General features: G+C 61.4%; 15 protein-coding genes. 1 reads left to right on the top strand and 14 read right to left on the bottom strand.

Translation table 11 applies throughout. The features are described from left to right. Positions 1–25: 25 nt before the first annotated feature. Genes B2D37_RS04235 through B2D37_RS04245 form a run of 3 tightly spaced genes read right to left on the bottom strand, consistent with a single transcriptional unit; the run spans position 26 to position 3196 of the window. A complete protein-coding gene (locus tag B2D37_RS04235) occupies positions 26–568 on the bottom strand; it encodes a response regulator (protein ID WP_079201540.1) in 543 nt (180 codons plus the stop codon). Further along, complete coding sequence (locus B2D37_RS04240) at positions 565–1908, bottom strand: HD domain-containing phosphohydrolase (protein WP_079204898.1); 1344 nt, start codon at positions 1906–1908, stop codon at positions 565–567. The genes B2D37_RS04235 and B2D37_RS04240 overlap by 4 nt, the downstream gene beginning before the upstream one ends. After that, entirely contained in the window at positions 1901–3196 is a 1296-nt protein-coding gene (locus B2D37_RS04245; RefSeq protein WP_079201541.1) for an ATP-binding protein, read from the bottom strand. Before B2D37_RS04245 ends, B2D37_RS04240 begins: the two co-directional genes overlap by 8 nt. A 158-nt stretch (positions 3197–3354) precedes the next feature. Here B2D37_RS04245 and B2D37_RS04250 point away from each other — a divergent pair, with 158 nt between their 5' ends. Continuing rightward, on the top strand, positions 3355–4053 hold the full coding sequence (locus tag B2D37_RS04250; protein ID WP_256573146.1) for a hypothetical protein: 699 nt from the start codon (positions 3355–3357) through the stop codon (positions 4051–4053). Positions 4054–4364: 311 nt separating this feature from the next. On the opposite strand, the gene B2D37_RS04255 is transcribed toward B2D37_RS04250, so the two are convergent. The 11 genes from B2D37_RS04255 to B2D37_RS04305 all read right to left on the bottom strand — a co-directional run bounded on the left by B2D37_RS04255 (position 4365) and on the right by B2D37_RS04305 (position 15282). Continuing rightward, positions 4365–5183 (bottom strand): ion transporter, encoded by an 819-nt coding sequence (locus tag B2D37_RS04255; protein WP_079201542.1) that lies wholly within the window; start codon positions 5181–5183, stop codon positions 4365–4367. 2 nt (positions 5184–5185) lie between these two features. Beyond that, on the bottom strand, positions 5186–5734 hold the full coding sequence (locus tag B2D37_RS04260) for an adenine phosphoribosyltransferase (protein ID WP_079201543.1): 549 nt from the start codon (positions 5732–5734) through the stop codon (positions 5186–5188). Between the two features lie 71 nt (positions 5735–5805). Beyond that, positions 5806–6540, bottom strand: a complete 735-nt coding sequence (gene fnr / locus B2D37_RS04265) for a fumarate/nitrate reduction transcriptional regulator Fnr (RefSeq protein WP_079201544.1) — start codon at positions 6538–6540, stop codon at positions 5806–5808. Between the two features lie 478 nt (positions 6541–7018). Then, on the bottom strand, positions 7019–8380 hold the full coding sequence (hemN, locus tag B2D37_RS04270; RefSeq protein WP_079201545.1) for an oxygen-independent coproporphyrinogen III oxidase: 1362 nt from the start codon (positions 8378–8380) through the stop codon (positions 7019–7021). A 180-nt stretch (positions 8381–8560) separates the two neighbouring features. Next, a complete protein-coding gene (locus B2D37_RS04275; RefSeq protein ID WP_079201546.1) occupies positions 8561–9244 on the bottom strand; it encodes a sulfite exporter TauE/SafE family protein in 684 nt (227 codons plus the stop codon). Continuing rightward, positions 9237–9455 (bottom strand): cbb3-type cytochrome oxidase assembly protein CcoS, encoded by a 219-nt coding sequence (gene ccoS, locus B2D37_RS04280; RefSeq protein WP_079201547.1) that lies wholly within the window; start codon positions 9453–9455, stop codon positions 9237–9239. Before ccoS ends, B2D37_RS04275 begins: the two co-directional genes overlap by 8 nt. A 96-nt stretch (positions 9456–9551) precedes the next feature. Next, a complete protein-coding gene (locus tag B2D37_RS04285; RefSeq protein ID WP_079201548.1) occupies positions 9552–11957 on the bottom strand; it encodes a heavy metal translocating P-type ATPase in 2406 nt (801 codons plus the stop codon). Positions 11958–12033: 76 nt separating this feature from the next. After that, a complete protein-coding gene (locus tag B2D37_RS04290; RefSeq protein ID WP_079201549.1) occupies positions 12034–12540 on the bottom strand; it encodes a FixH family protein in 507 nt (168 codons plus the stop codon). Between the two features lie 14 nt (positions 12541–12554). After that, on the bottom strand, positions 12555–13961 hold the full coding sequence (ccoG, locus tag B2D37_RS04295) for a cytochrome c oxidase accessory protein CcoG (protein ID WP_079201550.1): 1407 nt from the start codon (positions 13959–13961) through the stop codon (positions 12555–12557). 137 nt (positions 13962–14098) lie between these two features. Next, entirely contained in the window at positions 14099–15085 is a 987-nt protein-coding gene (ccoP, locus tag B2D37_RS04300) for a cytochrome-c oxidase, cbb3-type subunit III (RefSeq protein ID WP_079201551.1), read from the bottom strand. Then, positions 15082–15282, bottom strand: a complete 201-nt coding sequence (locus B2D37_RS04305; RefSeq protein WP_079201552.1) for a cbb3-type cytochrome c oxidase subunit 3 — start codon at positions 15280–15282, stop codon at positions 15082–15084. Before B2D37_RS04305 ends, ccoP begins: the two co-directional genes overlap by 4 nt. Positions 15283–15288: the final 6 nt, after the last annotated feature.

Consider the following 15288-nt stretch of genomic DNA (forward strand, 5'->3'; position numbering starts at 1 on the left):
CTGCGCCGGGTAGCGCGGATGATCATCAGTTGGCTTGTGCGTTGTCCAGTTCGTCGATCAGCACTGAACCATCGCTGTCGCGGCGTACTCGGGTAAGGCCTGGATGTTCGACCTCCAGGCGCAGCAATTCCTGCTGCTGGCGATCGAGGGCGCTTTGTTGTTGGCGCACCTGCATAAGCAGGCGCTGGTTTTCATCGCGCAGGAGAAACAGGTCGATGGCACCACGCAAAGCGACCTCGATCTCGAAGTCTTCCCAGGGTTTGGCGATGAAGCGGTAGACCTCCGCCTGGTTGATCGCTTGCATCATCGTATTGCGGTCGCAATGACCGGTCAGCAATATACGCATGGCATTGGGCTGACGCTGCTTGGCGAATTGCAGGTAGGTGACGCCGTCCAGGTGCGGCATCTTGAAGTCGGAGACGATCACCGCGTATTCATGCTCGGTCAGCGCATCCAGGGCTTCCTGTACGTCGCTGTAGGCATGCACTTCCCAGTCGTGAGGGCGCAGCACCCGCTGTAGTGCCTTGAGAATCTGCGGTTCGTCATCCAGCAGTTGAATCTTGATCATGGCGTCTTCTCCATGGCGAGCGTGGCATCCTCGACGGTGCGGACAAACAGGGTGTAGTGGCCACTTTCACTGGCTTCGAAGGCGATCAGCTTGTCGATTAACAGAGCGGTCAGCGGCTTGCCCTCATTGAGCAGCAGCATGCCATTGTCGGCCTGCAGGTTGCGCGCCAGCACCATGCCAGGCTCCAGGCGGCGGGTATCCAGGGCGAGAATGCTCGGGTCGGCGAGGGTGATGTCCGGTGCCAGTTCGGTGCAGAGGTTGATGAACTGCTCGCACAGCTGCGGATCGTAAAGGCGTCCGCTGTATTTGTTGATCAGCAACAGGGCTTCATCGCGGTTTAGTCTGCGCTCGAGAATGCTGCCGCGCTGCAATTCGATGAAATCCACGGCCAGTTTCAGCAGGCGTGAGCCGAAAGGCGTGGCTTCGCCCTTGAGGTGGTCGGGGAAGCCGCTGCCATCCCAGCGCTCCTGGTGATGACGGATCAGGCGGGCCGCATCCTGTAGCGGCTCCAGGGTCATCAGCAAATTCTCACCCTGAACCGGGTACTGCCGGTAGCGCTCGCGCTCCTGCTTGTAGAGCAGGTCGGAGGGGCGGCTGAGCAGTTGATCGTCCCAGGTCAGCTTGCCGATATTGTAGAGTGCGGCGGCCATGGTCAGGTCGCGGCTGGGGGCGGCGTCGAGGCCGTGAAATTCGGCATAGGCGCGAACCAGGGCAATGACTTGGGTATTGGTCTGTTTGTCCTTGGGGATGCGTTGGTTGACCAGGCTGGAGAACACCTCGGTCGCCGTCACATAGCTGCGCTTGAGCTCCTCGTAAGCCAGGTCGAGCATGTCGGCGGTCTGCTCCAGCTCGGCGGTGCGCGCCATGACCCGCTGTTCCAGGGTTTCGTTAAGCTCCTGCAGGCGCTGGTTTTGTTCCAGACTCAGCGCTTCCAGGCGCACTCGCTCGCGCTCCGAGTGTTGATAGGCCAGGGCTTGGCGCATGGTCAGGCGCAGTTCGTCGTCATCCCAGGGCTTGCTGATATAGCGGTAGATCTGCCCCTGGTTGATGGCGCGAATGGTGGTGCTGATATCGGCGTAGCCGGTGAGCAGGATGCGCATGGTCTCGGGCCAGTGCTTCTGCACTTCGGCCAGCAGGGTTGCGCCGTCCATGCCCGGCATACGGGCGTCAGAAATCACCAGGTCGATCGGTTGGCTGCGCAGTATCTCCAGCGCCTGCTCGCCGCCATTGGCGATCTGCACGCTATAGGCTTCGCCCCTGAGCACGCGGCGTAGGCTGCTGAGAATGTTCTCTTCGTCGTCGACCAGAAGGACGTTGGCGATGCTGTTCGGTTCATTCATGGTGATCGGCATCCTCCTTGATCGGTGGCCGGGTTGGCTGCTGGGCCGGTAACCAGACACGAAAGCGCGTGCCCTGGCCAGGCGTGCTGAAAACCTCGATGCGCCCATTGTGCTTGCGCACGATGTTATAAGACAGCGACAAGCCGAGGCCGGTGCCTTTACCCACCGGTTTGGTGGTGAAGAAGGGTTCGTAGATACGGTTGAGCAGGTGCGGCGCGATGCCTTGGCCGGTATCCTCCACTTCCAGCCAGACCCATTCGCCTTGCTGCCCGCTGCGCAGGGTGATGCGGCCGAACTGCTCGATGGCGTGGGCGGCGTTGACCAGCAGGTTCATCATGACCTGGTTGATTTGCGAGGGCATGCATTCCACCGCAGGTAGCTGGCCGTATTCCTTGACCACTTCGGCCTTGTACCTGAGCTCGTTATTGACCACGTTAAGGGTGGTGTCGAGGCCGCGATGCAGGTCGGCGAGGCGGAATTCATCCTCCTCGAAATGGGAAAAATCCTTGAGCGCGGTACTGATCTTCTTGACCTGCTCGATGCCATCCTCGGACTCAGCGATTAGTGCCTCGACATCATTGCGGATGTAGGCGTACTCCAGACTGCGCTTTAGCTGGCGTACCTCGTCGAGGCTGGCGGCGCCATCCACTGCATCGATGATGCGCAGCAGATCATGGACGTAGCCGGCGAGGGTCTGCAGGTTGGAGCACACATAACCGATCGGGCTATTGATCTCATGCGCCACGCCGGCAGCGAGCTGGCCGATGGCCGCAAGCTTTTCCGACTGCATGAGCTGGGCATTGGCTTTTTCCAGCGTTGTGATCAGTCGTTCCTGCTCGACCTGCTTGCTGCTCAAGCTATGCAGGGCGGCATCCAGCTGGTTGTTGTCGCGGGCGAGTTTGCTGCTGTCGTACAGCAGTAAACCAAATAGCTGCTGGTCATCGCTGCGCTTGAAAGGAAACAGCAGGGTGCTTTGCAGCATCAACGGGGCCGGTTCCCCGGACGTGTCGAATGGCAGTTGAATCAGGTAGGGGGGGTCGTGCCACTCGGTGTAGACATGCTCGCCCTGATCACGGGCCAAGACCAGCATCTCGCTCAGGCAGAGGGTGTCGGCTTCCGGGAATATGAGGGCCAGTGGCTGTTGCAGCGCTAGCTCAAGCCGCTTGCCGCTACACTGGGTAACGACGTTGTTCCAGTACTGAATGCGCAGCTCGGCATCGAGGATGATCACGCCGATTTCGATGTGCTCAACAAGAGCAGAGGCCAATTCACGTTGGCGGCTATCCATGGCGAGCTCCGCTTGGCGACCAGGCTGGGAGTTGTTGGTGTTACCTGGGGTGCGTTTTGTAATTCGTCATTTAGCCTTTTTTTTGACGTCGAAATTATGGCGTTGATAGGCGTTCGCTGCCACACTTATTTTAATCACTCTGCCACTCAGGTTCGCCCATGGTGCAGCCCGCAATCGATGATTCGATTATCCAGTATTATTTCGAGTTCGCCGACGGCCGCAGTTGGCAGCATAAGGTCGATTTGACGGCGCTACCCGGCGCGCCGGACGAAGCGCTTCCAGACTGGGCGCGCCTCGAATTCGAGCAATGCGGACATTGTCCGCTGCGTGATGCAGACACCTCCTACTGCCCCTTCGCCGTAGCGTTGGTGAAGCCTGTTGAGGTGTTGGCGCAGATGCCTTCCTATGAGGAGGTGGCTGTGCGGGTGCTGTGGCGGGGCCGGGATATCCGTCAGCGTACCTCGCTGCAGCGCGCTTTCGGTTCGCTGCTTGGTGTGCTGGGAGCCGCTTCGGGCTGTCCATACACGCGACAGCTTAAAGCCATGGCCTGGTTTCACCTGCCGTTCAGCGGCACCGACGAAACCCTGTACCGGGTATTCGGCACTTACCTGCTTGGACAATACCTGCGCCAACAGCGTGGCATGAGTGCGGACTGGTCGCTGACCGACTTGCGTGAGGTGTATCGCAACTTGCGCCTGGTCAATCTGGGAATGACTGCGCGGCTGCGCGCCGCGGCCGGCGAAGATTCGGGGCCCAATGGCATGATCCTGCTCGATTTGCTGGCGGCCGATACCCTGTATTCACTGGATCAGTACGAGGGTGAGCTGGATCGCTTCTTCGAGACGTTTTTCGAGTAAGCCCGAGCTGGGAGAGGGATCAGTTCTGTAGGAGATCCCCCGTCGTCCAGACGCCGCGCTGTCGCGCAGCAAACTGGAGGCAATGGTGTCTGTCGGCTTGTGGGTACCTGTAGGAGCGGGGGGGACGCCCAGTGCCATGCCCGCGATGGGTTTCGCGGGCATGGCCCGCTCCTACAGGGCTTTGTGTATATTTAATTTATATATATAAAACAATGAGTTATTTTTTGTTTGATGAGAGTCGTCCTGCCTCTCCGCCGGCAAAACGATTCCTGCGGACTCAACCATCACCTGCTAGTAGCGGAGGCGTTGAGTCAGGGGCGGTGTTCACGCAGTTCGGCGATTTCTGCGCGCAGGGCTTTCAGTTCATCGAGCAGCAATTGTTCGGTTTTCGAGGGCGGCGCCTGGAGGGCTTCCTGGTCGTGGGTAGCTTGCATGGCATTGACCACTACCGCGATGAACAGGTTGAGCATCATGAAGGTGGCGATCAGGATGAAGGGCAGAAAGTACATCCAGGCCAACGGGAACTGTTCCATTACCGGGCGTACGATACCCATCGACCAGCTTTCCAGGGTCATCACCTGGAACAGGGTGTAGAGGCTGGCACCGAGGCTGCCGAACCATTGCGGAAAAGCCTCGCCGAACAGTTGGGTAGCCATTACCGCCGCCACGTAGAACACCAGGCTAAGGAGCATGGCGATGCTGCCCATGCCCGGCAGCGAAGACAGCAGAGCCTGTACCACCCGGCGCATATTAGGGTTGATCGAGATCAGCCGCAAAACGCGCAAAACCCTCAGTGCGCGCAGCACGGCGAATGGTCCACTGGCTGGCACCAGGGCGATACCCACCACCAGGCAATCGAATACCGCCCAGGGATCGCGTAGCAGGCTGGCGCCGCGGGCAATGAAGCGCAGTGCCAGTTCGAGGATGAACAAGCCGAGTATCAGCTTGTCCAGTGCCTGCAACACGCTGCCCCAGTCGGCCATCAGGCTTGGCGAGGTTTCCATGCCGAGGATTGCCGCATTGAGGATGATCAGGGCGGTCACCAGGCGGGTGATGCCTGGGCTTTCCATCAGGTCGGCCAGGCGCTCGCGCCAAGTGCCGTAGCTCGGGGTCAGGATATTTTCGGGCATGATTAGCGGTCGTCGAGGGCGAAGGCGGTGAGGGTAAAGGTTGGAATGCCGATGTCTTGCAGTTTTTCCGAGCCGCCCAGTTCAGGCAGGTCGATGATAGCGGCGGCTTCATAAATGCTTGCGCCCATGCGCCGCACCAGTTGTGCAGCCGCCAGCAGGGTACCGCCGGTGGCGATCAGGTCGTCGAACATGAGTATCTGGTCGCCTTCGCAGAGGCTGTCGGCGTGCACTTCGAGAAAGGCCTCGCCGTACTCGCTCTGGTAGCTCTCGCGCAGCACGTCGCCTGGCAATTTGCCCTGCTTGCGAAACAGGATTAGCGGCTTGTTCAGTTCATAGGCCATGATCGAGCCAATCAGGAAGCCGCGGGCATCGAGGGCGCCGATATGGCTGAACTCGGCTTCGACGTAGCGTTGGATAAAGCTATCGGCGACCATGCGCAGGGCGCGTGGCGACTGCAGTAGCGGGGTGATGTCACGAAAAGTCACCCCAGGCTTGGGGAAGTCGGCGATCGGGCGGATCAAGGTTTTGATACTGAATTCGTCGAAAATCATCGTGAGAGTCCTGCCGCTGACTGAAGTAGGCGCAAGGCGCCGGCTGTTGGCGACCGACGCTCATGCTTCGGTCAGCCGTCGAGGTTGCCACCGGCCAGGGCGCACAGTTCGATCGGGTCGAGAATATGCACCGACTTGCCTTCGGCTTCGAGCAATTGGTTCTGCTGGAAGCGGGTAAATACCCGAGAGACGGTTTCCACCGCAAGGCCTAAATAGTTACCGATTTCGTTGCGCGACATGGCCAGGCGGAACTGGTTGGGTGAAAAGCCCCTGGCGCGGAAACGGGCAGACAGGTTGACCAGAAAGGTGGCGATACGTTCATCGGCACTTTTCTTCGACAGCAGTAGCATCATTTGCTGGTCGTCGCGGATTTCCCGGCTCATCACCCGCATCAATTGGCGGCGCAGTTGCGGCAGCAGTATCGACAGCTCGTCGAGCCTTTCAAAGGGGATTTCACAGATCGAAGTGGTCTCCAGTGCTTGCGCGGATACCGGGTAGGTCTCGGTGTCCATGCCGGACAGGCCGACCAGTTCGCTGGGCAGGTGGAAGCCGGTGATCTGTTCTTCGCCGCTGTCGCTCAGGCTGAAGGTCTTCAGTGCGCCGGAACGCACGGCGAACACCGAGTTGAAGACATCGCTCTGGCGAAACAGGAACTCGCCTTTCTTCAGCGGGCGGCCACGCTTGACGATCTCGTCCAGCGAATTCATGTCTTCCAGGTTCAGCGAAAGCGGTAGGCACAAGGTCGCCAGACTGCAATCCTTGCAATGGGCTTGATGTGGCGTATGCAGCTTGAGGCTTCCGGACATTGGCGTTGCTTCCTAGGTAAAACACGCAATATTCGTAAGGTTACAGCAGGGGGGCGATCTCAGCCAGTCGAGGAGGTATTGATCGGTTAGCAGAACGCCACTTTACAGTGGCGGAAATGACCGCTCGTCGCACGCTTCCCGATAAGCCGCGACAGCACAACCCGGCAGCCCTGCGGGCTGTATTCGCCGAGGGGCGGGCGACCCACATGAATGTGGGAAACGCCGCAGGCCTGCTGGCGTTCCATGGATGGGGACGCTAGGAAAAATGCCGGAAACATTTTCGACGACCCCCATGGATGGGGAGAGGTAGGAAAAATGTCGGGAACATTTTCGACGACCCCCATGGATGGGGAGAGGTAGGAAAAATGTCGGGAACATTTTCGAGAGCGGGCGCGGCCTCCGGCAAGGTTCTGGGCAGGCGTGAGTCTATGGATTAACGGATTAATCGATCAGGCCACGAGATCACCCGCGAGAAGCGCTAGCGACTGTCCTGTGTGAGGTAGCGATCGAACAGCATGCACAGTGAACGCACCAGCAAGCGACCGGTGGGGCGCACGTCGATACCTGCAGTGTTGAGGTCGATCAGGTCGTCCCGTGCCATTTGCTCCAGTTGTGGCCAGATATCGGCAAAGTATGCGCGGAACTGGATGCCGTGGGCCTGCTCGATTTCGGCAAAGTTCAGGCAGAAATGGCAGATCAACTGCTGGATCACCGCGCGTCGAAGGCGATCATCGGCATTGCAGTGCAGCCCACGCTGGGTGGCCAGTTGACCGCTGGCCAGGGTTTTCTGGTACTGGCTCAGCTCGCTGTCATTCTGGCAGTAGAGGTCGCCGATCTGGCTGATGGCCGATACGCCGAGGCCGATCAGGTCGCCATGACCGTGGCTGATGTAGCCCTGGAAGTTGCGCTGCAGGCGGCCGTCTTCCTGGGTGCAGGACAGGTCGTCATCGGCCAGGGCGAAGTGCTCCATGCCGATATAACGGTAACCGGCGGCGCTGAGCTGGGCGATGCTGCCCTGCAGTATCGCCAGTTTGTCTGCGGGGCTGGGCAGGTCGTTGCCGTCGATGCGTCGCTGCGGCATGAACCGCTCGGGCAGGTGGGCGTAGTTGAAGAGGGATAGCCGGTCGGGCTGCAGGGCGATGATCTCGTCCAGGGTCAGGGCGAAGCTTTGCGGGGTCTGCTTGGGCAGGCCGTAGATCAGGTCGATATTGACCGAGCGGAACTGCAGGGTGTGCGCGGCTTCGACGATGGAGCGGGTTTCTTCTAGGGTTTGCAGGCGATTGACTGCGCGCTGCACCGCCGGGTCGAGGTCTTGCACGCCGAGGCTGACCCGGTTGAAACCCAGTTCGCGGAGCAGGCCCATGGTCGACCAGTCGGCTTCACGCGGGTCAATCTCGATGCTGTAGTCGCCGGAGTCGTCATCCAGCAGGTTGAAGTGCTGGCGCAGCTGGTTCATCAGGTGGCGCAGTTCGTCATGTCTGAGGAACGTCGGCGTGCCACCGCCAACGTGCAGCTGTTCGACGCGCTGGCGGCGGTCGAGCTGGTGGCCGATGAGGGCCATCTCGTGTTCCAGCTCGCGCAGATAGGGCTGGGCGCGACCGCGATCCTTGGTAATTACCTTGTTGCAGGCACAGTAGTAGCAGAGGTGCGCGCAGAAGGGCACGTGTACATAAAGCGACAGCGGGCGCAATTGCTTGCGGCTTTCGCGCAGCGCTTGCAGCAGTTCAAATGAACTGACACTGCTGTGCATCTGCACGGCAGTAGGGTAGGAGGTGTAACACGGCCCGGCCTGATCGTAGCGACGGATCAGGTCCGTATCCCAGTGGATGGCGCCAAGCATGCGGGTAACCCCCGATCTAACTATCAAGGTCGGGAGTTTATGCAAGCGTGCTCTTGAGCGTCTTGACCTGCGTCAACGGGAGTTTGGGGGGCAAGGTTGCAGAGAGGCAGATGAGGAAGCCGGACGGGACGCGCGTGGGTTAGGCGGTGCAGCTATCCCGTTGGCTTGCCCATTTTTGCCTCAATGCCCCATCAGCCAATGCTGATGCGGGCCGGGCAGGGTCCACAGGCCGAAGAGGATCACCAGTAGGCCGCCCGCCATGCGCACGCCTTGTTTGCGCAGCAAGGCGGTCACGCGTTCGGCGGCCATGCCGGTGGCCAGCAGCACTGGCAGGGTGCCGATGCCGAACGCCAGCATCAGCGCGGCGCTGTCGAGCGCGTCGCCCTGGCTCGCCGCCCAGAGCAGGGTGCTGTAGACCAGACCGCACGGCAGCCAACCCCACAGACCGCCAAGCAGCAAGGCGCGTGGCAGGCTGGTGACCGGCATGAAGCGGCGGGTCAGCGGCTGGATGTAGCGCCACAGGCCGCGGCCGAGGGCTTCAATGCGGGTCAGACCGCTCCACCAACCGGCCAGGTACAGGCCCATGGCGATCAGCAGCAGCGCTGCGACAACCCGTAGCAGCATGGCCGCGGGGCTGCTGGCCAGGGCCCAGCCGGCCATGCCGAGGAGCAGGCCGGCAATGGCATAGCTGAAAATCCTCCCGACGTTGTAGGCCAGTAATAACTGCAAGCGTTGTGCACGCTGTTCCGCTGGTATGGCCAGGGTCAGTGCGCCCATCAGGCCGCCACACATACCCAGGCAGTGGCCGCCACCCAGCAGGCCGAGGATCAGGGCAGACAACAGCATCGGCGCCAGTTCAAGCACGGGGTGGCTCCTCGTCGTCTGTTGCCTCGTCGGGGTTTTGCGCTTGTCTGACGCCGGCCTTGTGCATGGGGTCTTCGTCGTCGAACAGGATGCTGTGGGCCGGGCCGTCGAGGTCGTCGTACTGCCCGCTGTCGACGGCCCAGAAGAACAGCCAGATGGCGAAGCCGACCAGGGCAATGGCCACCGGGATCAGAATGTAGAGCGCGGGCATGGGGTCTCCGAATGCGGGTATGGCGTAAGGTGGATGACGATTTTCCCATCCACCGTTACACCGTTGCCGTGGTGAGTCGGTGCCGCGCGATCCACGCTAGGTGGGTGTGCGGGTCAGGCGCAAGGCGTTGAGCACCACCAGCAGCGAGCTCAGCGACATGCCCAGCGCGGCCCAGATCGGCGTGATCCAACCGATGGCGGCGAACGGCAGCACCAGGCCATTGTACAGACTGGCCCACGCCAGGTTCTCGATGATGATCCGGCGAGTGCGCCGTGCCAGGCTGAAGGCCTGTACCAGGCTGCCCAGCCGGTTGGACAGCAGCACCGCATCGGCGTTGGTTTTCGCCAGGTCGGTGGCGCTGCCCATGGCCACGCTGATATCGGCGCCAGCCAGTACCGGCACGTCGTTGACCCCGTCACCGAGCATCAACACCCGGCGACCCTGTTCATGCAATTTGTGCAGCACCGCCAGCTTGGCGTCCGGGGTCATGCCGCCACGGGCGTCTTCGATACCCAGTTGGCGCGCCACTGCGCCGACCATCGGCGAGCTGTCGCCCGATAGCAGCAGCACCTGCCAGCCGCGCGCGCGGCAGGCGGTGAGCAGGGCGGGGGCGTCGTCGCGCAGGCGGTCATCGAGGACGAACCAGGCGAGCGGGCCATGGTGGTCGCCAAGCAGCAACCATTGGCCCTGCTGGCCGGGGATCGTCGGCGCGGCCTGGCCACTCAACTGGCTGACGAAGTCAGGCTGGCCAATGCGCAGCTGGCGGCCCTCGACCTGGCCCTGCAAGCCCAGTCCGGGACTGCTATCGACCTGCTCGGCGGCCAGCGCCGCGCGGCCGAAGGCGCGCGCGATCGGGTGCTCGGAACGGTTTTCCAGGGCGGCGGCCAGGGCCAGGCAGGCGTCGCTGTCCAGTGTGCCGAGCGGATGGATGGCACTGAGGGTCAGGCGGCCCTCGGTCAGGGTGCCGGTCTTGTCGAAGATTACCGTGTCGATCTGATTGAGGCCCTCCAGCACATGGCCGCGGGTCAGCAGCAGGCCGAGCTTGTGCAGGCTGCCGGTGGCGGCGGTCAGGGCGGTCGGGGTGGCCAGGGCCAGGGCGCAGGGGCAGGTGGCGACCAGCAGAGCCAGCACGATCCAGAAGGCGCGCGAGGAATCGATCTGCCACCAGACCAGGCCGACGCCGGCGGCGACTACCAGGACTATCAGCAGGAACCACTGCGCCGCCTGGTCGGCGATCTCCGCCAGACGTGGTTTCTCGCTTTGCGCACGCTCGAGCAGACGGACGATGGCCGACAGCCGGGTGGCATCGCCAAGCGCCTGCACTTCGACGGTCAGCGGCCCTTCGACGTTGAGGGTGCCGGCGGTCACGCTGTCGCCCACGTTGCGCGGTTGCGGCAGGTATTCGCCGGTGAGCAGCGATTCATCGACGCTCGACTGGCCACTGAGAATGCGTCCATCGGCCGGCAGCAGGGCGCCGGGCGGCACCAGCACATGCTCGCCGGCGCGCAGTTCGCTGAGCAGAATTCGCTGGCTCTGGCCATCGGCATCCAGGCGCAGGCAGGAGGCCGGCAATAGTTGCACCAGCTGCGCGGTGGCCGCCGCCGTGCGTTCGCGGGCGCGGCGTTCCAGGTAGCGGCCGGTGAGCAGGAACAGGGCGAACATGCCGACCGCATCGAAATACAGCTCGCCCTGGCCGGTGACGGTCGACCAGATGCCGGCGACATAGGCGCCGCCGATGGCCAGTGACACCGAGACGTCCATGGTCAGGTGGCGGGTACGCAGATCGCGCAGGGCGCCGCGGAAGAACTGGCCGCAGCAGTAGAAGACGATGGGTGTGGTGAGGAACAGGCTGACCCAGCGCAGAATCTTGTCCAGCTCGGGGCTGAGGTCGATGTTGAATTCCGGCCAGGTGGCCATGGTCGCCATCATGACCTGCATCCACAGCATGCCGGCCACGCCCAGTTCGCGCATGGCCCGGCGGTTTTCCCGCTGCAGTTGCTCGGCGGCGGCATCGGCGTGCCAGGGGTGCGCGGCATAGCCGATCTTGCGTAGCTCCTTGAGCAACTGACTGAGTGGCAGCTGGCTGTCGGCCCAGCGCACTTGCAGGCGGTGGTTGGACAGGTTGAGGTGGGCCTCGGCAACACCCGGCACCTCGCGCAGGTGCTTCTCGATCAGCCAGCCGCAGGCGGCGCAACTGATGCCTTCGATCAACAGGCAGGTTTCGCTCAGCTCGCCATGCTGTTCGACAAACGGTTGCTGTACGTCGGCGCGGTCATACAGCGCCAGTTCATCGGGCAGCGCTTGTGGCAGGCTTTGCGGGTTGGCGGCGCTTTCGCTGCGGTGCTTGTAATAGTGCTCCAGTCCGCCGGCGACTATGGCCTCGGCCACCGCCTGGCAGCCCGGGCAGCACATGGCGCGAGTCGCACCCAATACCTGGGTGTGAAAGCGGCTGGCGGTGGGGACCGGTAAGCCGCAGTGGTAGCAGGGGGTTGGGCTAGCCATGGGGAGAGCAGTCTGAGACCTGGTGCTTGAGTATGCTGGGCGCAGCAGGCTGCGCCTTCAGATGGCGGAATGGGTGCTACTGGGCGAGACCGATACGGATGGTCTTGCCGCTTTCCACGGTTCGTTCGTCGAACAGGCGCCAGTCCTTGCCGCCTTCCTGGCCGATCAGCTCGACGAAGCGGCGGCCCTGCACGGCATCCTGCATCTGCCCGTGGTACAGGCCTTGGCCTTGCGGCTGCAGAATGATCCGGCGGTCGCGCTCCGGTTGGGTTGGCGAGATCAGGTTCAGCACCAGTTGCGCCGGGCCGCTATTGCCTTGCAGCTGCAATTTGGCAACGCCAGTTTCATCGTCGAGGTCGAGGGTGGCGCTCAATTTCAGGCGCTCGGCCAGGGATTCGCGCTCCAGCGACTGGTTGATGCCTTTGCCGACATCGTAATAGTCATCGGAGATCAGACCCGGCGGATTGCGCGTGGCAATGGTCAGCAGGGCCAGCCCTTGCACTACCGAGTAACCCAGCAGGGCAATAAGGAACCAGGGCCAGAACTGTTTGAACCAGGGTTTGATCGGTGCTTCGTCAGACATGCTGGACCTTTTGATCAGCGGACGCTCGGGCCGATAAAGCGGCTGTCGGCGTCGTTGTTGATGCTCGCATCGTCCGCGGAGCGGATGCGGAACATGATTTCATTGGTGCTGGACGGCAGGCTTGAAGGATCGATCGACAGTTCGACCGGCAGCGACAGTACTTCACCGGCGAGGGCCTTGATTTCACGCTTGCCTTCGTAGACCAGGCCGTCGAGGCCATCGGCTTCGATCAGGTAAGTGATCGGGTGCTGGGCCTTGTTCATGATCTTCAGGGTGTAGACGTTCTCGATCCGACCTTCCTCGTTCTCGCGGTAGAGCACGCGATCCTTGAGTACATCCAGCTCGACCAGCGAGCGGCTGGACACGGCCCAGGCGAAGACCACCAGCATGGCCAGCAGGGCGATGGCGTAGCCGATCAGGCGTGGACGAACCAGCTGGGTTTTCTGTCCCGACAGGTTGTGTTCGGTGGTGTAGCTGATCAGCCCTTTCGGGTAGTTCATCTTGTCCATGATGCTGTCGCAGGCGTCGATGCAAGCGGCGCAGCCGATGCATTCGACCTGCAAACCATCGCGGATGTCGATACCGGTCGGGCAGACGTGCACGCACATCTTGCAGTCGATGCAGTCGCCCAGACCGTCGGCCTGGTAGTCGGCATCGCGTTTGCGCGGGCCGCGCTGTTCGCCACGACGTGGATCGTAAGACACGATCAGCGTGTCCTGGTCGAACATCACGCTCTGGAAGCGCGCATAGGGGCACATATAGATGCATACCTGCTCACGCAGATAGCCGGCGTTGCCATAGGTGGCCACGGTGAGGAAACCGACCCAGAACAGTGCCCAGCCGCCGGCCTCGAGGGTGAACAGTGCGGGGATCAGTTCGCGAATGGGCGTGAAATAGCCGACGAAGGTGATCGCCGTGACTAGCGATACACCGGTCCAGATACCGTGCTTGGCCAGTTTGCGCAGGAATTTCTGCGCGGTCATCGGCGCTTTGTCGAGTTTCATGCGCTGGTTGCGGTCGCCTTCGGTGACCTTCTCCGCCCACATGAACACCCAGGTGAATACGCTTTGCGGGCAGGTGTAACCGCACCAGACGCGGCCGGCATAAACGGTGATGAAGAACAGGCCGAAGGCGGCGATGATCAATATGGCTGACAGCAGGACGAAATCCTGGGGCCAGTAGGTGGCGCTGAGGATATGGAATTTGCGCTCTGGCAGGTTCCACCAGACGGCCGGACGGCCATTCCAGGTCAACCAGACAGTGCCGAAATAGAGGATGAACAGCAGTGCGCCGCCGAGCATGCGCAGATTGCGGAAGATGCCGGTGAAGGAGCGGGTATAGATTTTTTCGCGATTGGCGTAGAGGTCGACGGTTTCGACCTTGCCCGGGGTAACGTCTTTAACAGGAATCTGCGAGCTCATCAGTGGGTACCACGGCGGTTGGTTGGCTGCCCCGGCCGATACATGCCGACCGGGGTCATTCTCGCTATTGCGCTATGGTACGCCTGGCTTGCCCTGGTTGGGTGCGGCCGGAGGTCGCGCCCAACTCGGGTGGAGAATTACTTCTCCACGGGTTGTTGCGACAGGCTGTAAACATAAGCCGCCAACAAGTGCACCTTGTCATTGCCGAGGAAGTCTTCCTGGGCAGGCATCTTGCCGTTGCGACCATAGCGCAGGGTCTGCTGAATCTGAGCGAAGCTGGAGCCATAGAGCCAGACCCGGTCGGTCAGGTTCGGCGCGCCCATGGCCTGTTGCCCCTTGGCGTCAGCACCATGACAGACTGCACAATTGGCGGCGAAGATGTTTTGACCTGCGGCAACGTCTATCTCGATACCTTCCGGGTTTTTCTGGTCAGACAGGCTGCGCACGTAACCGGCGACGTTCTTGATCCCCTGTTCGCCGAGATTGTCCTTCCATGCAGGCATTGCTGCCTGGCGGCCGCCCATGATGGTGGTCTTGATGGTGGCTGCTTCGCCACCGTACAGCCAGTCGCTGTCGGTCAGGTTGGGAAAGCCGTAGGCGCCTTTGGCGTCGGAGCCATGGCACACCGAGCAATTGGACGCGAACAGGCGTCCGCCCATCTTCAAGGCCTGCTCGTCCTGTGCGACCTGTTCGATTGGCATGGCGGCATATTTGGCGAAAAGCGGACCGTATTGCGCGTCAGCCTTGGCCATTTCCTTTTCCCACTGATGCACGCCGGTCCAGCCCGCATTACGCACGCCGTCACTGATTTGAATGTCGGTGGCGAATGGCGTATTGGCCTTGTTATCGAGGTGCTCGTAGCCCGGCAGCAGACCTTTGAAGTTACCCAGGCCCGGATAGAGCACCAGGTAACCCAAGGCGAAGACGATGGTGGCGAGGAACAACATGAACCACCACTTGGGCAGTGGATTGTCGTATTCCTCGATGCCATCGAAGCTATGGCCGACAGTCTCTTCGGTGGCTTCCTGGCGCTGGCCCTTGCGAGTGCCAAAGATAAGCCAGGTCAGCGCGAAGATGGTGCCTAGGGAGAGGATTGTTACGTACCAACTCCAGAACGTGGTCATTGGTTATTGCTCCTGGAAGATTTCTCGTCACGCTCACTGGGTTTGGGTTCGTCAGCGAAGGGCAGATTGGCTGCTTCGTCGAAGTTCGATTTGCGCTTGCTGCTATAGGCCCAGAGCACCACGCTGATAAAAGCGATGAACACCACTACTGTGCCTATGCCGCGAATAGTCCCGACATCCGAAAGAAAAGAAGGCATGTTGCG

This window comes from Pseudomonas sp. CC6-YY-74 (assembly GCF_002025205.1).
GTDB classification, from domain to species: Bacteria; Pseudomonadota; Gammaproteobacteria; order Pseudomonadales; family Pseudomonadaceae; genus Aquipseudomonas; species Aquipseudomonas paeninsulae.

Coding starts and splice junctions, on each gene's coding strand:
- B2D37_RS04235 (WP_079201540.1), bottom strand. CDS start 568: ATGATCAAGATTCAACTGCTGGATGACGAACCGCAGATTCTCAAGGCA.
- B2D37_RS04240 (WP_079204898.1), bottom strand. CDS start 1,908: ATGAATGAACCGAACAGCATCGCCAACGTCCTTCTGGTCGACGACGAA.
- B2D37_RS04245 (WP_079201541.1), bottom strand. CDS start 3,196: ATGGATAGCCGCCAACGTGAATTGGCCTCTGCTCTTGTTGAGCACATC.
- B2D37_RS04250 (WP_256573146.1), top strand. CDS start 3,355: ATGGTGCAGCCCGCAATCGATGATTCGATTATCCAGTATTATTTCGAG.
- B2D37_RS04255 (WP_079201542.1), bottom strand. CDS start 5,183: ATGCCCGAAAATATCCTGACCCCGAGCTACGGCACTTGGCGCGAGCGC.
- B2D37_RS04260 (WP_079201543.1), bottom strand. CDS start 5,734: ATGATTTTCGACGAATTCAGTATCAAAACCTTGATCCGCCCGATCGCC.
- fnr (WP_079201544.1), bottom strand. CDS start 6,540: ATGTCCGGAAGCCTCAAGCTGCATACGCCACATCAAGCCCATTGCAAG.
- hemN (WP_079201545.1), bottom strand. CDS start 8,380: ATGCTTGGCGCCATCCACTGGGATACGGACCTGATCCGTCGCTACGAT.
- ccoS (WP_079201547.1), bottom strand. CDS start 9,455: ATGCCCGCGCTCTACATTCTGATCCCGGTGGCCATTGCCCTGGTCGGC.
- B2D37_RS04285 (WP_079201548.1), bottom strand. CDS start 11,957: ATGGCTAGCCCAACCCCCTGCTACCACTGCGGCTTACCGGTCCCCACC.
- B2D37_RS04290 (WP_079201549.1), bottom strand. CDS start 12,540: ATGTCTGACGAAGCACCGATCAAACCCTGGTTCAAACAGTTCTGGCCC.
- ccoG (WP_079201550.1), bottom strand. CDS start 13,961: ATGAGCTCGCAGATTCCTGTTAAAGACGTTACCCCGGGCAAGGTCGAA.
- ccoP (WP_079201551.1), bottom strand. CDS start 15,085: ATGACCACGTTCTGGAGTTGGTACGTAACAATCCTCTCCCTAGGCACC.
- B2D37_RS04305 (WP_079201552.1), bottom strand. CDS start 15,282: ATGCCTTCTTTTCTTTCGGATGTCGGGACTATTCGCGGCATAGGCACA.